Origin of the sequence: Methylocystis sp. (assembly GCF_051062815.1) — a bacterium.
GTDB lineage: Bacteria > Pseudomonadota > Alphaproteobacteria > Rhizobiales > Beijerinckiaceae > Methylocystis.
In genome coordinates this window covers 16,956-36,908 of record NZ_JBPFDU010000082.1, presented here as the reverse complement: position 1 = coordinate 36,908, position 19,953 = coordinate 16,956, and the positions used below count along the sequence as shown (strand labels likewise).

Here is a 19,953-nt window from a genome sequence, read left to right as displayed (position 1 = left end):
GCGCGCCGCGCCGCTCTTTAGGAGTTTTATATGAGCGACTTTTCCCGCTGGCGCGCCGTCGCCGCCGCGATTTTTCTTAGCCTGGGTCTTGCCGGCTGCGGCTACAACACGATTCCGACGCTCGAAGAAAACGCCAAGGCGAAATGGTCGGACGTGCAGTCGCAATATCAGCGCCGCGCCGATCTCATTCCAAATCTCGTGGAGACGGTGAAGGGCTACGCCAGGCAGGAGAAGGACGTGCTCACCTCCGTCGTCGAGGCCCGCGCCAAGGCGACGTCCGTCAAGGTCGATGCGGGTTCGCTGACCGATCCCGAAAAGATGAAACAGTTCCAGGAGGCGCAAAATCAGCTGACCGGCGCGCTCGGCCGGCTGATCGCCGTGAGCGAAGCCTATCCGGACTTAAAATCCAACCAGAACTTCCTCGCCCTTCAGTCGCAGCTCGAAGGCACCGAGAACCGCATCAATGTCGCGCGGCGCGACTACATCGACGCGGTGCGGGAATTCAACACGTCGCTGCGCACCTTCCCGACGCTCCTCTGGGCGAAGACTTTCTTCGCCGGCACGAAGCCGATGGCCGAATTCTCCGCGGCCGGCGCGGCGCAATCGCCGCCCGAGGTGAAGTTTTAAATGATGAGCGCCGACGCGCCGACGGAAGAGCTGATCGCGCGGGAGGCGATGTGGGCGCATATGCGCCGCGAAGCCGAGGAGGCGCTGCGTCTCGACCCGTCGCTGACGCCGCTGATGCTCGGCGCGATTCTCAATCGCGCATCGCTCGAAGAGGCGGTGGTCCATCGCATCGCCGCAAGACTCGGCGCGTCAGCCGTGGACGCCGAGACGATCGCCGACGCCTTCCTGCAGGCGGTGCGCGACGACGCGGCGATCGCTACGGCCTTCCGCGCCGATCTCGCCGCCTATGTCGAGCGTGATCCGGCCTGCGGGCGGATGATCGAACCGCTGCTCTATTTCAAGGGCTTTCACGCCATCCAGTCGGCGCGGCTGGCGCATGCGCTGTGGCGCGCGCGGCGCCACGACTTCGCTTTCTATATCCAGAGCCGCGCCTCTGACGCGCTCGCGGCGGACATTCATCCGGCCGCGCGCTTCGGCAAAGGCCTGTTCCTCGATCATGGCGCCGGTTTCGTCGTCGGCGAGACGGCGGTCGTCGACGACGACGTCTCGATTCTGCATAACGTGACGCTGGGCGGCACGGGCAAGGTCGCGGGCGACCGTCATCCGAAGGTCAGGCGCGGCGTGATGATCGGCGCGGGCGCCAAAATTCTCGGCAATATCGAGATCGGCGCCTGTTCGCGGATCGCCGCGGGCTCGGTGGTGCTGCAGTCGGTTCCGCCGAATTCGATCGTCGCCGGCGTACCGGCGAAGGTGGTCGGGACCGAATCGCGTATGGAGCCGGCGCGCGACATGGACCAGATCCTTCGCGGCCTCGCCTATGATTCTTTCGATTACGTCATCTGACCCGCGTCTCCGCGTCCGCTAAGCGGGCCAGGGGAATCGGGTGAGGAAAAATACGCGAAAACGGGCTTTCTCGCCCTTCGAGACGCGTGCTGCGCACGCCCCGCAGGATGAGGAAGCCCACCCGATGGCCCCGGCGCGGGGGCGATTGAGGGTTGCGCAGGGCCACGGTTCGCCTGCTATGTGTCGCCGGGCGGCGGCGCCGTTCCCAAGGGCCGGCGCAGGGCGGCGGCGGCCGGGGCAGGGGGATCAATGCTCGAGATTGCGGTCCAGATGGACCCCTTGGAACGCATTAATTTTGCTGGGGATTCGACCTTTGCGCTGATGCTGGAGGCGAAGCGCAGGGGCCATCGCCTATGGTTCTACACGCCGGACCAACTGTCGCTTGAGGGCGACCGGCTGACGGCGCGCGCGCATCGTATCGACGTTTTCGACGATCCTTCCCGCTATTACGCGCTCGGCGAGGCGACGGACCTTGCGCTCGGCGCGATGGACGTCGTGCTGCTGCGTCAGGATCCGCCGTTCGATCTCGCCTATATTACCTCCACGCATTTTCTGGAGCGGCTCGCGCCGAGGACTCTCGTCGTCAACGACCCCGCGCATGTGCGCAACGCGCCAGAAAAAATCTTCGTGATGGAGTTCGCAGACCTGATGCCGCCGACGCTGATCACGCGCGACCGCGCGGCGATGGAGCGCTTCCGCGCCAAGCATGGCGAGATCGTCATGAAGCCGCTCTACGGCCATGGCGGCGCCGCGGTGTTCAAGGTCGCGCCACGCGATCCGAATTTCGGTTCGCTGTTCGACATGTTCGCGACGACTTTCCGCGAACCTTGGGTCGTGCAGCGGTTCCTGCCGGAGATCGTGAAGGGCGACAAGCGTATTCTTCTCATTGACGGCGAGGCGATGGGCGCGATCAACCGCATTCCCGCCGATGACGACATCCGCTCGAACCTGGTTCGCGGCGGGGCGCCGGCGGCTTCCGAACTCAATGCGCGTGAAAGAGACATCTGCGCGCGGCTCGGGCCGGAGCTGAAACGGCGCGGATTGGTTTTCGTCGGCATCGACGTGATCGATGGCTGGCTCACCGAGATTAACGTGACCTCGCCGACGGGGCTCCGCGCGCTAAAACGCGTCGGCGGGCCGGATCTCGCGCCGCCGCTCTTCGACGCCATCGAGGCGCGTCTGGGCGCCCTGCGCGCATCGGGCCGATCGCCGGAATTGACTCCATGAACGAAGTGGCGCCGCTCAGCGTTTTCGCCGGCCTTGATCCCAACGAGCAGTTTCGCGGTCTGCGGCAGGCGCTCGCGCCGGCGATCGCGTCGATCTGCAAGAGGGAGCGTGGCCATGCGCGACGCACGGCGATTGTCGAATTGTTTCGCTCGGCTTTGGCGGAAGGACGCGAGATCGCGCGCGTGCGGCTTGAGGCGCGCGGCTCGGGACTGGCGTGCGCGAGATTGATCTCGGCGCTCGAAGACGAGCTGATCGGCGCCATCTACGACTATGTCGTGCGCTATGTTTACGTCGTCGACAATCCGACGTTTGCTGAGCGTCTCGCGATTGTCGCCGTCGGCGGATATGGGCGCGGGACGCTCGCGCCGGGCTCCGACATCGATCTGCTGTTTCTCGTCCCTTACAAACAGACTCCGTGGGGCGAAAGCGTCATCGAGGCGATCCTGTATATTCTTTGGGATCTGCGTCAGAAGGTCGGCCATGCGACGCGCTCCGTCGCCGAGTGCATGCGTCAGGCCCGCGCCGACATGACCATTCGAACGACGCTTCTCGAAGCGCGTTTTATTCTTGGCAACGCCGAGCTGTTCAGCGAGTTCCGCGAGAGCTTCGATCGCGAGATCGCCCGTTCGGATACGCGCGAATTCGTCTCCGCCAAGCTCGCCGAACGCGACGCGCGCGTGATGCGCGCCGGCGCCTCGCGCTATCTGGTCGAACCCAATGTGAAGGAAGGCAAAGGCGGCCTGCGCGATCTCAACACGCTGTTCTGGATCGCCAAATATGTCTATCGCGTGCGTGAGGCGAAGGAACTCGTCGCCGCCGGCCTCTTCACCGCGGCGGAGCTCAGTCTGTTCGAGCGCTGCGAGGAGTTTTTGTGGCGCGTGCGCTGTCATCTGCATTTCGCGACGGGACGCGCCGAGGAGCGGCTCGCATTCGACGTGCAAACGACGATCGCCAGGCGTCTCGGCTATCACGACCGCAGCGGGCTATCGCCGGTCGAGCGCTTTATGAAGCATTATTTTCTCGTCGCCAAGGAAGTCGGCGATCTCACCGCGATCGTTTGCGCGGCGCTTGAAGAAAAGCAGGCCAAGCCGCGCGCCATCTTCGAGCGATTCCTGCAGCCGTTTCGGCGCCGGCGCAGTCGCGCCCCGCAAGGCGACTTCATCGTCGATCACGACCGCATCAGCATCGTCGACGCCGATGTGTTCAAGCGCGATCCCGTCAACATCATCCGGCTGTTCTGGATGGCCGATCATCACGGCCTGCCGCTGCATCCCGACGCTCTGCGCGCGGTGACTCTGTCGCTGCGTCTGATCGACGCCAATCTGCGCGCGAACAAGGAAGCCAATCGGCTGTTTCTCGAAATCCTGCTCTCGCGCAACATGACCGAAATTACGCTGCGCCGGATGAACGAGACCGGCGTGCTTGGGCGTTTCATTCCGGATTTCGGCAAAGTCGTCGCGATGATGCAATTCAATATGTATCATCACTACACCGTCGACGAGCATCTGCTCCGCGCGGTCGGCGGACTGTCCGATCTCGAAGCCGGGCGCATGCCGGAGCATCAGCAGCTCGTTGACGAAATCCTGCCGACGATTGTCAACCGCAAGGTGCTTTATCTGGGCCTGTTCCTGCATGACATCGCCAAGGGCCGAAAGGAGGATCACTCCCGCGCCGGCATGGAGGTGGCGCGCAGCCTGTGTCCGCGTCTGGGCTTCACCCCCGGCGAGACCGAGTCCGTGGCCTGGCTCGTCGAGCACCATCTCACCATGTCGAGCTTCGCGCAGAGCCGCGATCTCTCCGACCGCGTCACGATCGAAAATTTCGCCGCCATCGTTCAAACGATGGAGCGGCTGAAGATGCTGTTCGTTCTCACTGTCTGCGACATCAACGCGGTCGGGCCCGGCGTGCTCGACGCCTGGAAGGCGCAGCTGCTGCGCGTGCTCTATTGGGAGACTGAGGTCGTGCTCGGCGGCGGCCATTCGGCGGTCGATCGCAAGAGTCGCGTCGCGGCCGCGAAAGCCGAGCTGCGCGCGGCGCTTCCGGAGTGGAGCGACGAGGCGTTCGACGCCTACGCCAAGCGCCACTATCCGGCCTATTGGCTCAAGGTCGACGTCGCCCGCAAGCTGCGTCACGCGGAACTGCTTCGCCAGATGAACGGCGCATCGGCGCCGCTGGCGACCGCAGTCGAACTCGACAGGACGCGCGGCGCCGTGGAGCTGACCGTCGTCGCGCCCGACAATCCGCGTCTGCTGTCGATCATCGCCGGCGGCTGCGCGGCAGGCGGCGCCAATATCGTCGACGCGCATATTTTCACCACTGCCGATGGTCTCGCGCTCGACACGATCTTCTTCTCGCGCGCCTTTGATTTTGACGAAGACGAAATGCGTCGCGCCGGGCGAATCGCCGGCCTCATCGCCAGGGCGCTGCGCGGTGAGGTCGTCGTGTCTGAAGAGCTGCGGGCGCGCGCCAAAGCGCATCTGCCGACCGACGCCTTCTCGGTCGCGCCTGAGGTCGTCGTCGATAACAGCCTGTCGAACGTCTATACGGTCATCGAGGTCTCGGGACTCGACCGCGAGGGGCTGCTGTTCGAGCTCACCAACGCGATTTCGCGGCTCAATCTCAATATCGCCTCGGCGCATATCGTGACCTTTGGCGAACGCGCCGTCGACGCCTTCTATGTCACGGATCTGACGGGGGCGAAGATCGCTTCCCCGCAGCGACAGGCGGCGATCAAGCGCCAGCTTTTGGATGTGTTTCGCGGCGTGGGCGTGCGCGGGGCCAGGACGCCCGCCGCCGCGGCGACTTGATTTTGACGTTTCGCACGCAGATATCGGGCCCTTTAAAAAAGACGATGGTGGTGACAGCATGAGCGATCCAACGAAGGCGGACAAGAAGGCTGACGCAAAGGAGAATGGGGCGGCTGCAGAGCCCTCGTCCCTTTCTCAGCCGTCGGCGGAATCCGACATTGCGCAGCCGGAGCCGTTCACCGAGCTCGAAAATCTTTATGCCGAAAACGCAGGCTTAAAGGACAAGCTCCTGCGCTCGCTCGCCGAAGTCGAGAATGTTCGCCGTCGCGCCGAGCGCGAGATCGCCGACGCGAAAACTTATGGCGTGGCGAATTTCGCGCGGGAGATGCTGTCCTTCGCCGATAATCTACGCCGCGCCATCGAGAGCGTGCCCGAGGAGGCGCGCGCCGAGCCGGCGGTCGCGTCGCTGCTTGAGGGGGTCGACGTGATGGAGCGTGATTTTCTTGCGCGGCTCGCGCGCTTCGGCGTCAGGAAGATCGACGCCAAAGGCGCGCGCTTTGATCCTAATCAGCATGAAGCGCTGTTCGAAATTCCCGACGAGACGCAACCCGCGGGCACGGTGGCTCAGGTCGTTGAGCAAGGCTACATGATCGGCGAACGCGTGTTGCGCCCCGCAAAAGTCGGCGTGGCGCGCGGCGGATCAAAGCCGTCCTGACCGGTCGAGGATGCGCATGGACGAGCGAGCGACCACGACAAAGCCTACGGAAGCCGGGGTCGTCGCAGCGGCGGTCTATCACGGGGGACGTAAAATCGCCGATATCGAGATCGATGAGGCCGGAGAGTGGACCAAGCGCGAAGGCTATGTCGTCTGGATCGGACTCCACGAGCCGTCACAAGAGCTGCTGGAGCGCGTCGGCGAACAGTTCGCGTTGCATCATCTCGCGATCGAGGACGCATTCAAGGCGCATCAGTTTCCCAAGCTCGAAGAATATGAAGACAGCGTTTTCATCGTCGCGCGCACCGCGCAGATGGTTGACGGCCGCATCGCTTTCGGCGAGACGCATATTTTTATTGGCGCCGGCTATGTCGTGAGCGTGCGCCATGGCGCATCGAGTTCGTATGCGCATGTGCGAGAACGCTGCGAGGCGCGCGCGGAACGCCTCTCGGAGGGCGAAGACTTCATCGTCTACGCCATTCTCGATTTCATCGTGGACAACTACTTTCCGGTGCTCGACGCGATCAACGGTCAGGTCGAGGACATCGAGGATCATGTTCTCGCGACGACGATGGGCACGCCGGAAATCGAGCAGCTCTATAGTTTGCGGCGCGACCTCTTGCATCTGCGCAACGCCGTGACGCCGCTTGCGGACGTCTGCCGTCGCTTGGAGCGCAGCGACGTCGTCGCCATCGACCGGGAGATGCGGCCGCATTTTCGCGACGTTCGCGACCATCTGCGCCGCGTCCAGGAACGCATCGACACGATGCGGGAGACGCTCGCCTTCGCTTTCGAGTCGAGCCTGATGAACGCGCAGATCCAGCAAACTGACATTGCGCGCCGACTCGCCGCCTGGGCCGCGATCTTGGCGGTGCCCACCGCCGTCGCCGGCATCTACGGGATGAACTTCCAGCACATGCCGGAACTCCAGTGGGAGTATGGCTATTACGTCGTCCTCGGCGTGACGGCGTCGATCTGCGGCTATCTGTATTATCGGCTGCGTCGCGCCGGCTGGCTGTGAACGCCGCCCGCCATCACCGCCGAGGCGCGTCGCCAAGGCTCTCACGCCGCGCGTGTCTCGGGCGCAGTCGCCTGCGACCGTTTCCTTGGGCCTAGCGCCTTACGAAAGTTTCATCCCGCCGCCATTGGCCGGCAAAGCGGCAATCTCCATCTTTCATCTTGCGGCGACGTTGCGCTTCTCCTCCACGCGGCGTCGTTCAAGATGGAGATTTCGAGAATGCCTATCGCAAACAATCCTCGCGCCCGCGCCATTGAAGCGCCGCGCCGCGCGTCCCGTCTGGCGCTGATGGGCGCTGCGGCGGCGTTCGCGCTGAGCGCCGCGATCGGTCCGGCGCCGCTGACGCCGGCTTACGCCGAAGCGCCGCTTTCAGGATCTATCACCGCCGCCGGACCCGCCTCCTTTGCGGACGTCGTCGAGCGCGTCAAGCCCGCCGTCGTCGCCATCAAGGTCAAGGCTGTCGACGATCAGCACGGCGGCGGCATCTTCGAGATGCCGGACGTGTCGCCCGACGACCCGATGTATCGCTTTTTCAAGCGCTTCGGCGAAGGTCAGGGGGGGCGTCAACAAAAACACATGACAATGTCTCAGGGCTCTGGCTTCATCATCAGCCCGGACGGCTATGTCGTCACCAATAACCACGTTGTGGATCACGCCAGCGAAGTCGACGTTGCGCTCGACGACGGAAGAACGCTGCCCGCCAAGGTTGTCGGCACGGATAAGCGCACCGATCTGGCGCTGCTCAAGATCAGCGACGGCGCCAAGCTGCCCTATGTCGACTGGGGCTCCGCGGCGCCGCGTGTCGGCGACTGGGTGATCGCGGTCGGAAACCCGTTCGGTCTCGGAGGCTCAGTCACCGCCGGCATCGTTTCGGCGCGCGGGCGCGACATCGGCGCCGGCCCTTATGACGACTTCCTGCAGATCGACGCGCCGGTCAATCGCGGCAATTCCGGCGGTCCGGCGTTCGATTCGCGCGGCAATGTGATCGGCGTCAATACGGCGATCTATTCGCCTTCGGGCGGTTCGATCGGCATCGGCTTCGCCATTCCGGCCGAGGTGGCCAAGGACGTGGTCGCGGCGCTCAAGGAAAAAGGCTCCGTGTCGCGTGGCTGGATCGGCGTCAAGATTCAGAATGTGACGCCGGAAATCGCCGACAGCATGGGGCTGAAGTCCGCGAAAGGCGCGCTGATCGCGCAGCCGCAGCGGGGCGCTCCGGCGGAAGAGGCCGGCCTGAGGTCCGGCGACGTCATCATCGCCGTCAACGGCGACAAGATCGACACGTCGCGCGATCTCGCGCGCCGCATCGCGACCCTTGGCCCGGGCAAGACGGCGGACATCACTTTTCTGCGCTCGGGCGCCGAAAAGACGGTGAAGCTGAAACTCGGCGTCCTTCCCGACGAACGGGAAGCGCGCGCGGACGATGAAGGCTTTTCGGAGCGGGGACCTGAACTGTCCGGCCTTGGGCTTGAGGTCGCCCCGGCGGCCGAGGTCCGCGGCGCAGGTCGGGAAGGGCTGTTCGTGACGGATCTCGATCCCTCCGGCGCCGCCGCGCAAAAGGGATTGCGCAGGGGCGACGTGATTATCGAGGCCGCCGGGCAGCCGGTGAGTTCCCGTCGCGACCTCGCCTCGGCGCTCGAGGCGGCTCGCAAGGAGGGACGGCGTTCGGTGCTGCTGCGTGTGAAATCCGCGGACGGCGCGAAGTTCATCGCCGTTCCGCTGAAAGGCGGAGCCGGCTAAGGCGGCTTAAGGAACTTCTTGCGTTGAGGCCGTCGTCACTGCACCCGCCCGCAGCCGGTCTCCGCAACGAAGAGCGTCGGGCAGAGCCAGTCCCCTCCTGGCGCCTGAACGCGGGGCAGGCTGGCGCGCAATGCGCCGGCCTGCCGTTTTTTTGCAATCTCAGCTATAGTGAAACATGCGCATTCTGATCATTGAAGACGACAGCGAAGCGAGCGAATACCTCGTCAAGGCGTTCCGCGAACAAGGCCATGTCGCCGAACACGCCGCCGATGGGCTCGCCGGCTATGGACGCGCCAGCGAAGGCGGTTACGACGTGCTGATCGTCGATAGGATGCTGCCCAAGATGGACGGGCTGTCGCTGATCTCGGGCTTGCGCGAGCAGGGCGTTCAGACGCCGGCGCTCATTCTCTCCGCGCTCGGCCAGGTCGACGATCGCGTGAAGGGTCTGCGCGCCGGCGGCGACGACTATCTGCCAAAGCCCTACGCCTTTTCGGAGCTGCTGGCGCGGGTCGAGGCGCTGGCGCGCCGCCGCGTCGGGCCAAAGGGCGAAGAAACCCAATATCGCGTCGGCGATCTGGAGCTCGATCGGTTGTCGCACAAGGTGACGGTCGGCAGCCAGGAGGTGGTGCTTCAGCCGCGCGAGTTCCGGCTGCTGGAATATCTGATGAAACATGCCGGCCAGGTGGTGACCCGCACCATGCTGCTCGAAAACGTCTGGGACTATCATTTTGATCCGCAGACCAATGTCATCGACGTGCATATTTCTCGTTTACGCTCCAAGATCGACAAAGGCCGCGAGAACCCGCTTCTGCACACCATCCGCGGGGCTGGGTATATGATCCGTGACGGCGCTCGGTAAGCTTTTCCGCACGACGGCGTTCAAACTGTCGATCGCCTATCTCGTGCTGTTCTCGATTGGCGCGGGCCTCGTGCTCGCGCGCGTCGGCGCACGCGTCAAGGAAGTTCTCGACGAACAGATCGAGCAGACCGTCGACGCCGAAATACGGGCGCTGTCCGAACAATATGCGCAGGGCGGCCTGCGCCAGCTCGCCAATGCGGTGGAGCGCCGCGTGCGCGCCCCCGGAGGTTCGCTCTATCTGCTCTCGAGTCATTCCGGCGACGTCATCGTCGGCAATATCGAGCCGCCGAATTTCACGCCGTCGGGCGGCACGGAACTCGTCGAGACGACCTATGAGCGACGCGGCGAGCCGGGCGTCAAGCATCCGGCCTTGCTGCGGCTGTTCCTTCTTCCCGGCGGCTTTCGCCTGCTTATCGGCCATGACATCGAAGATCATGAAGTGCTTCGCGGCATATTGCGCCGCGCGCTCGGCGTGTCGCTATTCTGGCTCGCGCTCGTCGGCGCGCTTGGAGGTTTGTTCGTGTCGTATCGCATGCTGGAGCGCGTCGACGTGATGTCGGGCTCCGCGCGCCGCATCATGGCGGGCGATATGCACGAGCGACTCGCCATCTCGGGCGCCGGCGATGAACTTGACCGGCTGGCGGAAAACTTCAACGCCATGCTCGAGCGCATCAGCGAGCTGATGGCCGGCTTGCGCGAAGTTTCCGATAATATCGCGCATGACCTCAAGACGCCGTTGACCCGTTTGCGCAACCGCGCCGAGGCGGCGTTGCGGGCGGGCTCAAACGACAGCGAGCATCGCGCGGCGCTGGCCGCCGTGATCGAAGAATCCGACAACCTGATCCGCGTGTTCAACGCGCTGTTGATGATCGCGCGAGCCGAGGCCGGCTATTCGAGCGACAACACGGCGAGCTTCGACGCTGATGCTGTCGTGCGCGACATCGCCGAGATGTACGAGCCCGTCGCCGAAGAGCAGGGCGTGCGTCTGGACGTTACGACGCAGGACGGACTGACGATCATGGGCAGCCGCGAGCTGCTCGGACAGGCGCTCGTGAATCTCGTCGACAACGCGCTGAAATATGGCGGGACAGGCGATGAGCCGCGCATCGCCATCGAGGCGCGGCGCGTCGGCGATCGCGTGGAAATCGTCGTCGCGGATCGCGGACCCGGCATTGCGCCATCGGATCGCGAGCGCGTGGTGGGACGTTTCGTGCGGCTTGAGAATTCCCGTTCGCGGCCGGGTTCAGGTCTCGGCTTGTCGCTGGCGGCGGCGGTTGCGCGGATGCATCACGGCGCGTTGCGGATAGAAGACAATGCGCCTGGATTGCGCGTGGCGCTGTCGCTGCCTGCGATGCGTACGACCGTCGGTCCAGCGGCGCGGATGGAGCGCGCATAAGGCGCAATTTTCGCGGTCCCGCCCGCTTCGACGGCGCGCGCCTTCAATGGTGTCACCGTCGCCGAGGCCGCCGGCAAGCGCATCATGACGACCGTGCCTTCTCCAAGACGGGAGCGGACGCGCAGCGCGCCGCCATGCAGCTCGATGAGGGCGCGGGCGATGGCGAGGCCGAGCCCGGATCCGCGCATGCCGTTTTCCATCAGATCGGCGCATTGTTCGAACGGCTTGCCGAGCTTGGGGATGGCGCGCGGGTCGATGCCGCGTCCCGAATCCTCGACATAGACGTCGATCGCGCCGCCGTGGGCTCGCGCGCGCACCCGCACGAAGCGTCCGAATTCGCTGAATTTGACGGCATTCGACAGAAAGATGCTGAGCGTCTTGACGATCGCCGCTTCGTCTCCGACGCAACGCAGGTTCTCGCGGGCGTCGGCGACAAGCTCGATATTCTTTGCTTCGGCGCGCCCGCGCCAGGCTCCGACGGCTTTGCGCAGCGCCTCCGCGACGTTGATCTCCCGTTCGGCGAGGCGGATGAGGCCCGCTTCGAGACGCGACATGTCGAGAATGTCGGACAGCACTTCGTTGAGGTAATTGCCGCCCTGGCGTATGCCGCAGCAATATTCGAGATATTTTGGCGAACCGAGCGCGCCGAAAGGCTCCGCCTCCATCATTTCGGAAAAGCCGATGATGGCGTTGAGCGGCGTGCGCAGCTCGTGCGACATGTTGGCGAGAAATTCCGATTTCATGCGGCTGGCTTCCAGCAGTTGCAGGTTTTGCCGGCTGATTTCCTCGCTGCGCAAGCGCAACTGGCCGGCGAGCAGCTTGAGGTCGTCATACTGCTGCACGTTGTGCAGCGCCACGCCGAGCTGGGCGGCGGTGCGCTCGAGAAAGGTCTGGTCGCGGTCGCCCAGCGGACGGCTGGAGACGACGACGACGATGGCCAGCAACTTGTCGAGATGAATGGCCGGGCACAGGACGATGCATGCGGGATTAAAGGGCAGGGGGGCCATCTCCTCGTCCACATACGCTGCGTGTTCGCGGTAGTCTTGCAATACGGTAATCCGCGAACTGCGCGCCACGTTGCGTATCGTTTCGTCGCTCAGCCTAAGCTCTATCGGCGCGCCTGGGCCGGCATTGTGGCTGGCTTCCTGGCGGTAGATGCCGTGCCATTCGTCGAATCCGTAGACCGCCGCAGCCGGATAGCCATGATTCTTGCCGAGAATCTCGAGCATGCCTTCCAGCATCCGTCTGCGCTCCAGGGTCGAATTGAACAGCCGCAACACTTCGCCGTGCGTGCGTTCGTAAAGCGCTGCATGTATCAGCTCCTGCTGCCGTACCTCCAGGTCCTCCTTGATCCGCACCGCTTCCTCGAAGGTCGAGATCAGCAGGTCGAGTATCTGCTGCCGCTCGGCGTTGATGTAATGCTTCTGGCCGGAGAAGTAAATCTCCATGCCCATCTGCATTTTATGGTTCTGCCGCATCTCGCGATTCATCAACAGATAGTCGATGCGTGCCAGCAGGTATTTTTCGTCGTAGGGCTTGCGGATGAAGTTGTCGGCGCCGCACTCCAGGCCTTTCAGCACGTCCTGCACATCGGACAGCGAGGTCACCAGGATCAGGGGCAGGCTGATATGGCGCGGGTTCTGCCGGATGGCGTGACAGAGTTCGTACCCGCTCATTTCCGGCATCACGATGTCGCTGATCACGAGCTGCGGATCGATTTCGTCGAGCAATTCCAGCGCCTGCTTGCCGTTGAACGCCACCGCCACCTTGAAGTTATTGCGTTCGAGGAGATACTTGAGATGCTCCGCCTGCGTTGGGCTGTCTTCGGCGATCAGGATGCGCACGCCTTGGGTAATGGTTTCCTGCTTGCGTTTTTCAGGCATCGGATGCTCCTTACATAACCCTAATGCATAACCCTAGGAAGGCTTCGTCAAGCCGGTCAGCACCGACACGATCCTGTCCGGCTCCAGCACATGGGTGGCCGCGCCCAGCGCGATGGCCTCGCCCGGCATGCCGTGCACCACCGAGCTTTCCTTGTCCTGGGCGATGGTGAGCGCCCCGCGGCCGCGCATCAGCCCCAGCTCCGCCGCCCCATCCTTGCCCATGCCGGTCAGCAGGATGCCGACGGCATAGGCGCCGTAGGCGTTTGCCACGGAGCGGAACAGCGCGGAAACCGAGGGGCAGTGTCCGTTTTCCGCCGCGTCTTTTTTAAGCGTGATGCGGGCATAGGCATCGACGCTGGCCTGGACGCCGCTGGGCACGACGTAGGCATGCGACGGCATCATCACGATGCCGTCGGCGGCCAGCGAAACCGCAAACCCGCTGGATTCGGCCAGCCATTGCACGAAGCCCTCCGCAAATCCCTGCGCAATGTGCTGCACAATGATGATGGGCAAGGGGAAATTCCTGGGCAGGTGCGACAGTATTCGCTGCAGTACGAGCGGCCCGCCGGTGGAGGAACCGATGGCAACCAGCCGGAAGTGCTTGCGGGCCGCCGGCGCCACGGGCGGCGGTTCGGCCTGGCCCGCGTCGAAGGCGGGTATCACGGGTGTTTTTTGTTTCGCCCAGCGCTTGACGACCTTGATCTCGGACATCAGCTTGACCGTCTGTATCAATTCGCGTGCGGTAGCCGCGTGATCGGGATGCCCGATGCCCATCGGCCGCTTCATCACCACCAGCGCGCCGGCTTCCAGCGCGGAAAGGGTGGTGGATATGTCTTCCGGGGCCGAGCTGCCGGTGACCACCACGATGGGCGTCGGGTAGTTTTCCATGATGGCGCGGGTCGCCGTATAGCCGTCCATCCTGGGCATATGCAGGTCCATGGTGATCACGTCCGGTTTTCTGCTCCTGACCGCCTCCAGTGCCTCCTCGCCATTGCCGGCGGTGGCAATGACCTGGAGATCCTGGTCCGAGGCGAACAGGTACAGCAGGAATTCGCGCACCGAAGGCGAGTCCTCGACCACCAGCAGGCGGATCGGCGGGCGCTTATCCGATACTGTTTTCGCACTACCGGGCATGATGGTCCGCCTGTGCGGAAAGTGGCTGGAATCGCTTGGGCATGGTCATGTCTCCTATACCAGCCGCCCCATCACTTCGAGCAGGTTGCTCTGCTCGAAGCTGCGTTTGACGATATAGGCATCGGCGCCGACATCGATGCCGCGCTCGCGGTCTTCGCGCGACTCCAGCCCCGTCACCAATACCACCGGCAGCTCGGCCAGCTTCTTGTCGCCGCGTATCTTGGCGGTGAGATCGAAACCGTCCATGCGCGGCATTTCCACGTCCGACACCACGATGTCGAACTCGCCGTTGCGCAGTAGCGTATAGCCATCCACGCCGTCTACCGCCGTGCTGACCCGGTAGCCCGCCAATTCGAGTATGCCCTTGATCAGGCTGCGCGCGGTGATGGAATCCTCCACCACCAGCACGTGTTTTTGCCGGGCGGGGCTCTCTTGTGGTTGGGCGGTCATGCGCGCCGTTGCGGCGGCCGGCGCCAGCATCGCCGATTTCATCAGATCGGAGACGTTGAGGATGGGCACCGCCTTGCCGTTGCCGAGTATGGTGGCGGCGGCGATATTGCGCACGCGCGCAAGCTGCCGGCCTAGGCGCTTGACCAGCACCTCCTGCTCGTTGAGCACTTCGTCCACGACGAAAGCGATATGCTTGCCGCTCGCCGTCAGCAGGGCCATCTGGATAAACGGATCGGCCGCGTCCTCGGCGTGGGGGATACCCAGCACGTCGCCCATGCGCACCAACGCAAACGTCGTGCCGTTGATGCGTACCGTTGCGCGGTTCTCCGCCGTGCGGATGTCGGTCTTCAGCACGCGCGAAGTCTGTTCGACATGGCTGGTAGGCAGCACGAGAATCTGCTCGCCGACCCGTATCGTGATGCCGCGATAGGTGGCGAGCGTCAACGGCAGCAGGATGCGAAAACTGGTGCCGTTGCCGGGATGCGTCGTCACGTTGACCGAACCGCCCAGCTTGTCGATTTTTTCGCGCACGATGGCGAGACCTAGCCCCCGCCCGGAAATCTCGGTGATGATGGGGCTGGTGGATACGCCGGAGTGATAAATCAGTTCCATCGCCCCGTTCTCGTCCATGCTCAATGCTTCCTCCCGGCTCAGCAGGCCGAGCCGTTCGGCATGCGTCTTGACCTTGTCGGTATCGATGCCGCCGCCGTCGTCGGAGATGGCGACCTCTACGCGATTTCCGCTGTACGGCTGTACGGTGATGACAATTTTTCCGCGTTCCGGCTTGTGATGCCGCACCCGCGCCTCGGGCGCTTCGATGCCGTGGTCGACGGCGTTTCTGACGATGTGGGTCAGCGGGTCCTTGATCGCCTCCAGTATCCGCCGGTCGGCTTCGAGCTCTTCGCCGTGCATCGCCAGATCGATGTCCTTGCCATGCTGTTTTGCCAGGTCGCGTACCAGTCGCGGAAACGCTTCCAGCACCGTCGAGAATGGCAGCATCAGGGCCTTTTTCATGCCTTCCAGCAGCTCGTCCACCATGCGGCCTATCATGCGCTGGTCCTGTTCGGTGGACTTGGCGATGGCGTTGAGCTGATGGTTCAGGCTCTTGATGAAGGCGGCGTTCTGCTCCAGCAGCTCCTGCAATTGCGGCTGCTGCGCCAGCGTGTGCTGCACATCGGGATACTGGCTGCTGAAATTCGACCATTCCTTGTGCATCGCGGCGGCCAGATTCTGCATGGAGGCAAGCTCCTGCCGCCGCTGCTGTATCAGCAGCTTGGCCGCGAGCATTTCTTCTGCCTGCAGGAAAATGGCATCCAGCTGGTCGGTGGCGATGCGCACCGTGGTGCCCAGCACGGTGCTCTCGCCAGCCGTCTTGTGGGGTAAGGCGGATGCCGGTGCGGGGGCCGCCTGCGCTGCGTGGGGCGGGGAGGGGGCTGCCGCATACTCCTCGGTCAGCAGCGCGCTCAATTGGTTCAGCGTCAGCTGCAGGTTGTCGAACAATGCAGACGAGCTTTCCAGCTCGCCGCGCTTCATCGACGAGAAGGTGCTTTCCAGCGACTGGCAGATGCCTTCGATGGCGCTCTGGTTCACCGAACGCGCCGCGCCTTTCAGGCTGTGCGCTTCGCGGAAAACCCGTTCTACCAGCGCGGCGATGCTGGCTGCTTCCGGCTGGCTCTCCATCTCGGCGATGCCGGCATAGAGCGCGTCGATATGCTCCCGCGCTTCCAGCCGGAAGGTGGTCAGCAGGCGCTTGAGGAATTCGTCGTTGTTGTCCGGCGTCGCCATGGCGATTGCTAGTTCCGCTCCATCAATTGTTTCAGTTTCTGCCCGACCATGTGGAGGTTTTCCGCCGCCGCCTTGGCCTGCCCGGCGCTATCCACATTCAACCGTGCGGCCTGGCTGATGCCCTTGATCGCCAGCACCGCCTGATCCATGCCGACCAGTTGTTGCTGTGCCGATACCGCAATCTGGGTCGCCGCGCGCGCGGCTTCTTCTATGCTTTCCGCCAGCGCATTGATCGATTGCCCGACTTCGCCGGAAAGCCGTACGCCGGATTCCACCGCCTTGCTGCCTTGCTCGGTTGCCGTCACCGCGGCGTTGGTGGCCTTCTGGATTTCGCCCAGAATCGCGCGCACCTGGGTGGTCGCCTGCTTGGATTGACCGGCCAGGCTTTTCACTTCCAGCGCCACCACGGCGAAGCCCTTGCCTTGCTCGCCGGCCTTGGCCGCCTCGATGGCGGCGTTCACCGCCAGCAGGTTGGATTGTTCGGCGAGGTCGTTGACGGTGGCGATGATTTCGCCGATGGCCTGGCTCTGCTCGGACAGGCGGATGATGCTTTCCGCCACCGATTCCATCTGCCCCTGGATGTGGCGCATGGCGCCGACGGATTCCTCGACCGATTTCTTGCCGTGCTGCGAGATTTCGGCGGTTCTCTGGGCGGTTTCCGAAACATGGCGCGCCTTGTCCGCAGCCATCAGCGCGGTCTGCTTGACTTCTTCCACCGTGGAGGTGGTCTGGCCGACGGCCGTGGCCGTGCTGGTGGATCCCGAGGCGACCTGGCTGGCGGCATCGAGAATGTCGCTGGTGGAGGCGGCGAGCACGGTGACGGTTTCCTGCATTTCCTGCATCAGGCGGCTCATCCCGGCTTCGGCGCGCTTGCGCTCGGTGATGTCGATTACGCTGGTCAGCACCAGGTTGCCTTCGTCGCTCTGGATCGGATTGAGGCCGATTTCCACCGGAAATTCGCGGCCGTCCTTGCGCAGCCCGAAGAGATCGCGTCCCGCGCCCATCGCCCGTACGCTGGGGTTGGCGAAGAATGACGAGCGATAGCCGCCGTGCATGCCGCGAAAGCGCTCCGGCACCAGCTTGTCGACCGACATGCCGATCAGCTCTTCGCGCGTGTAACCGAATAGTTTTTCTGCTTGCGCGTTGACCAGCGTGATGTCGCCGTCTTCTCTCACCAGAATGATGGCGTTAGGTGCAGATTCGACCACGCGCCGGAAACGCTCTTCGGCCCGTTTGCGTTCGGTGATGTCGATAATGCTGGCCAGCACCAGGTCGCGCCCGCCGCCATGGATGGGGTTGAGACCGATTTCCACGGGGATTTCCTGGCCGTCCTTGCGCAGTCCGTACAAATCGCGCCCGGCGCCCATGGAGCGGACGCTGGGATGGAAAAAGAAACTGTCGCGGTAACCGGGGTGCGCGGCGCGAAAACGCTTGGGGACCAGCGTTTCAATCGGCTGCCCGATCAGTTCGCTGCGCGCATAGCCGAAGAGTTTTTCGGTCTGGGTGTTGACCAGCACGATCTTGCCGGAGCTCGCCACCAGCACGATGGCGTTGGGTGCCGCTTCGACGATATGACGGAAGATGCCCGAGCCTGGGCCCGACCCGATCAAACTAAGACTCCAAGGTATTTTCATCAGACTCAGCATATGATCTCCAATCCCTATGGTTCAGCCATTTCCGGCTGATAGGCCGCTGCCAGTTGTTGCAGTTTCAGGCCCAGTTCGTGCAGTTTCCTGGCAGTCTCCTCGGCCTGTTGCGTGCTGATCACGTTTTCTGCGCTTGCCTGCCCGATGTTATGCATCGCCAGCGCCACCTGATACATGCCCGCCCATTGCTGTTGCGCCGCTACGGCAATCTGCGTCGCCGCCTGTGCTGCGCCTTCGAAGCTATCCGTCAGCATGCGGATCGCTTCGTCCGCCTGCGCGGAGCGCTCCATGCCCGATGCCACCGCCTGGCTGCCCTGCTCGGCGGTGGATACGGCGGTGCCGGTGGCCTTGCGGATGTCGTTCAGTATCGTCCTGACCTGTGCGGAGGCCTGTTTGGACTGTTCTGCCAGCCGCTTGATTTCCTGCGCCACCACCGCGAAGCCCTTGCCCTGGTCGCCGGCTTTTGCCGCCTCGATGGCCGCGTTGACGGCCAGCAGCTTGGATTGCTCCGCCAGGTCGATCACCGAGGCCATGATTTCGCCGATTGCGTGGTTATGTTCGGACAGGAGCACGATGCTTTCGGCGGATGATTCCATTTGGCGCTGGATGTGGTGCATGGCATCGGCCGATTCCTGCACCGACTTTCTGCCGAGTTGCGAGACCTGGGCGGTGTTTTGCGCCGTCTCCGCGACATACTGCGCTTTCTCGGTCGCGAGCTTTGCCGTCTGCTTTACTTCCTCCACAGTCGCGGTGGCCTGAATCACCGCCGCTGCCGTTTCGGCGGAGCTGGAGCCCAGCCGCATGGCGGCCTCCAGAATTTCCGTCGCCGACGCGTTAAGCACATTGACCGTTGCCCGCATCTCCTGCATGAGCTGGTGCAGCTTTGTCTCGGCGCGCGTGCGTTCGACGATTTCCTGTTGCGCGGCTTCGGTGCTTTTTACCAATTCTGCCGTGCGTTCCTGCACGCGCTGTTCAAGATCGTCGCGCGCTTCGCGCACGGCGGCTTCGGCGTGCTGGCGGTTGATGTCTGTTTCTTCGAGCGAGCGGCAGTAGCGCCAGATCAGGCCGGCGAAGACGAAAATGTTCAGCATGACGACGAGCGATAGGCGGAACTCGGTGCCGTAGAACCCGCTGCGCGATCCACCCCAGCACAGCCAGCCGATCAGGATAGGAATGGCGACGGCGGCGGGCAGCAGCCGGCGCGCCAGTTCGCCGCCGGCGCCGCTGCCGGTGATGGTGGCCATCACGCCGTGGCCGGCGCGCGCGGCGAGTATGCCCAGGGACAGTACCAGGAACGTGGTTACCGTATGCACGGCCATTTTCGGATAGGCCGCGAAACCATAAAGCGACTGGATGTCGTAGGCGTAGCCGAGCAGCGCCAGCAGCGACACGATCAACATGGCCAGCGCCAGATACTGTGCCGGTCGCCGCCTGCCACCGATCTCGATATCCAGGAAACGCAGCGCCAGCCCTGCCAGCAGGAAATTGGACGCCGTATTGGGGGACATCCTTCCCGGCATCGAAGCCGGCACGTCCTGTTGCGTTTCCATGAACAGCAGCTGGTCGATGCCGAAATCCATGTCCAGCAGGTATTCGCCCAGCGTCAGCAGCCCGATCAGCGCGACGGCGGTCGCACTCCAGCGCGCGGTTCTCGTGGCGGGGCGGTGCGGCGCCTGTCGCAGCGCCAGGCCGATCAATAAAAAGGCCGCTGCCGTATTCGCCTTCATCGACGGCAGGCTGGGATGTATGCTTTTAAGCGTCGGAATATCCAGCCCCCAGCCTATCAGCACGGCTATGCCGACCGCCATGACCAGCGTTCCGGCGCCTTTCGACCATGATTCGAATTGTTCGACCTGGCTGATGTTGAGGTTTTTTTCAAACATGCG

14 protein-coding genes are annotated in these 19,953 nt (G+C 63.7%); 9 read left to right on the top strand and 5 right to left on the bottom strand.

What is annotated here, in order from left to right:
• Positions 1-30 precede the first annotated feature (30 nt).
• The 9 genes from ACR65W_RS17640 to ACR65W_RS17600 all read left to right on the top strand — a co-directional run bounded on the left by ACR65W_RS17640 (position 31) and on the right by ACR65W_RS17600 (position 11,169).
• The gene (locus ACR65W_RS17640; RefSeq protein WP_018407545.1) at positions 31-627 is read left to right on the top strand and encodes a LemA family protein; all 597 of its coding nucleotides are present in this window, start codon (positions 31-33) and stop codon (positions 625-627) included.
• Positions 628-630: 3 nt separating this feature from the next.
• Positions 631-1,470, top strand: coding sequence for a serine O-acetyltransferase (gene cysE / locus ACR65W_RS17635; protein ID WP_434502981.1), 840 nt, complete (start codon positions 631-633; stop codon positions 1,468-1,470).
• Between the two features lie 249 nt (positions 1,471-1,719).
• Positions 1,720-2,697, top strand: a complete 978-nt coding sequence (gshB, locus tag ACR65W_RS17630; protein ID WP_434500232.1) for a glutathione synthase — start codon at positions 1,720-1,722, stop codon at positions 2,695-2,697.
• Complete coding sequence (locus ACR65W_RS17625) at positions 2,694-5,504, top strand: [protein-PII] uridylyltransferase (protein WP_434500233.1); 2,811 nt, start codon at positions 2,694-2,696, stop codon at positions 5,502-5,504. Before gshB ends, ACR65W_RS17625 begins: the two co-directional genes overlap by 4 nt.
• Positions 5,505-5,562: 58 nt before the next feature.
• On the top strand, positions 5,563-6,159 hold the full coding sequence (gene grpE, locus ACR65W_RS17620; RefSeq protein WP_434500234.1) for a nucleotide exchange factor GrpE: 597 nt from the start codon (positions 5,563-5,565) through the stop codon (positions 6,157-6,159).
• 16 nt (positions 6,160-6,175) lie between these two features.
• On the top strand, positions 6,176-7,180 hold the full coding sequence (gene corA, locus ACR65W_RS17615) for a magnesium/cobalt transporter CorA (RefSeq protein ID WP_434500235.1): 1,005 nt from the start codon (positions 6,176-6,178) through the stop codon (positions 7,178-7,180).
• 216 nt (positions 7,181-7,396) lie between these two features.
• On the top strand, positions 7,397-8,914 hold the full coding sequence (locus ACR65W_RS17610) for a Do family serine endopeptidase (RefSeq protein WP_434500236.1): 1,518 nt from the start codon (positions 7,397-7,399) through the stop codon (positions 8,912-8,914).
• A 175-nt stretch (positions 8,915-9,089) separates the two neighbouring features.
• Positions 9,090-9,773: a response regulator transcription factor gene (locus ACR65W_RS17605; RefSeq protein WP_014892581.1), complete on the top strand. Its 684-nt coding sequence runs from the start codon at positions 9,090-9,092 to the stop codon at positions 9,771-9,773.
• On the top strand, positions 9,757-11,169 hold the full coding sequence (locus tag ACR65W_RS17600) for a sensor histidine kinase (RefSeq protein WP_434500237.1): 1,413 nt from the start codon (positions 9,757-9,759) through the stop codon (positions 11,167-11,169). The genes ACR65W_RS17605 and ACR65W_RS17600 overlap by 17 nt, the downstream gene beginning before the upstream one ends.
• On the opposite strand, the gene ACR65W_RS17595 is transcribed toward ACR65W_RS17600, so the two are convergent.
• From ACR65W_RS17595 to ACR65W_RS17575, 5 genes are read right to left on the bottom strand one after another with little or no spacing between them, the layout of a single operon-like run.
• Entirely contained in the window at positions 11,061-13,052 is a 1,992-nt protein-coding gene (locus tag ACR65W_RS17595; RefSeq protein ID WP_434502933.1) for a response regulator, read from the bottom strand. The genes ACR65W_RS17600 and ACR65W_RS17595 overlap by 109 nt on opposite strands.
• A 33-nt stretch (positions 13,053-13,085) precedes the next feature.
• Positions 13,086-14,186, bottom strand: coding sequence for a chemotaxis-specific protein-glutamate methyltransferase CheB (cheB, locus tag ACR65W_RS17590; protein ID WP_434502931.1), 1,101 nt, complete (start codon positions 14,184-14,186; stop codon positions 13,086-13,088).
• 54 nt (positions 14,187-14,240) lie between these two features.
• Complete coding sequence (locus ACR65W_RS17585) at positions 14,241-16,421, bottom strand: hybrid sensor histidine kinase/response regulator (RefSeq protein WP_434502929.1); 2,181 nt, start codon at positions 16,419-16,421, stop codon at positions 14,241-14,243.
• Positions 16,422-16,429: 8 nt separating this feature from the next.
• Positions 16,430-18,067, bottom strand: a complete 1,638-nt coding sequence (locus ACR65W_RS17580) for a methyl-accepting chemotaxis protein (RefSeq protein ID WP_434502926.1) — start codon at positions 18,065-18,067, stop codon at positions 16,430-16,432.
• A 14-nt stretch (positions 18,068-18,081) separates the two neighbouring features.
• Positions 18,082-19,950 carry a methyl-accepting chemotaxis protein gene (locus ACR65W_RS17575; RefSeq protein WP_434502924.1) on the bottom strand — a complete coding sequence of 623 codons (1,869 nt, stop codon included), beginning with the start codon at positions 19,948-19,950 and terminating at the stop codon, positions 18,082-18,084.
• Positions 19,951-19,953: the final 3 nt, after the last annotated feature.

What these genes read in the sequence shown, in the direction of transcription:
- gshB (WP_434500232.1), top strand. Translation starts at nt 1,720, where the DNA reads ATGCTCGAGATTGCGGTCCAGATGGACCCCTTGGAACGCATTAATTTT.
- ACR65W_RS17580 (WP_434502926.1), bottom strand. Translation starts at nt 18,067, where the DNA reads ATGCTGAGTCTGATGAAAATACCTTGGAGTCTTAGTTTGATCGGGTCG.
- ACR65W_RS17625 (WP_434500233.1), top strand. Translation starts at nt 2,694, where the DNA reads ATGAACGAAGTGGCGCCGCTCAGCGTTTTCGCCGGCCTTGATCCCAAC.
- ACR65W_RS17640 (WP_018407545.1), top strand. Translation starts at nt 31, where the DNA reads ATGAGCGACTTTTCCCGCTGGCGCGCCGTCGCCGCCGCGATTTTTCTT.
- cysE (WP_434502981.1), top strand. Translation starts at nt 631, where the DNA reads ATGAGCGCCGACGCGCCGACGGAAGAGCTGATCGCGCGGGAGGCGATG.
- ACR65W_RS17610 (WP_434500236.1), top strand. Translation starts at nt 7,397, where the DNA reads ATGCCTATCGCAAACAATCCTCGCGCCCGCGCCATTGAAGCGCCGCGC.
- grpE (WP_434500234.1), top strand. Translation starts at nt 5,563, where the DNA reads ATGAGCGATCCAACGAAGGCGGACAAGAAGGCTGACGCAAAGGAGAAT.
- ACR65W_RS17605 (WP_014892581.1), top strand. Translation starts at nt 9,090, where the DNA reads ATGCGCATTCTGATCATTGAAGACGACAGCGAAGCGAGCGAATACCTC.
- ACR65W_RS17585 (WP_434502929.1), bottom strand. Translation starts at nt 16,421, where the DNA reads ATGGCGACGCCGGACAACAACGACGAATTCCTCAAGCGCCTGCTGACC.
- ACR65W_RS17595 (WP_434502933.1), bottom strand. Translation starts at nt 13,052, where the DNA reads ATGCCTGAAAAACGCAAGCAGGAAACCATTACCCAAGGCGTGCGCATC.
- corA (WP_434500235.1), top strand. Translation starts at nt 6,176, where the DNA reads ATGGACGAGCGAGCGACCACGACAAAGCCTACGGAAGCCGGGGTCGTC.
- ACR65W_RS17575 (WP_434502924.1), bottom strand. Translation starts at nt 19,950, where the DNA reads ATGTTTGAAAAAAACCTCAACATCAGCCAGGTCGAACAATTCGAATCA.
- cheB (WP_434502931.1), bottom strand. Translation starts at nt 14,186, where the DNA reads ATGCCCGGTAGTGCGAAAACAGTATCGGATAAGCGCCCGCCGATCCGC.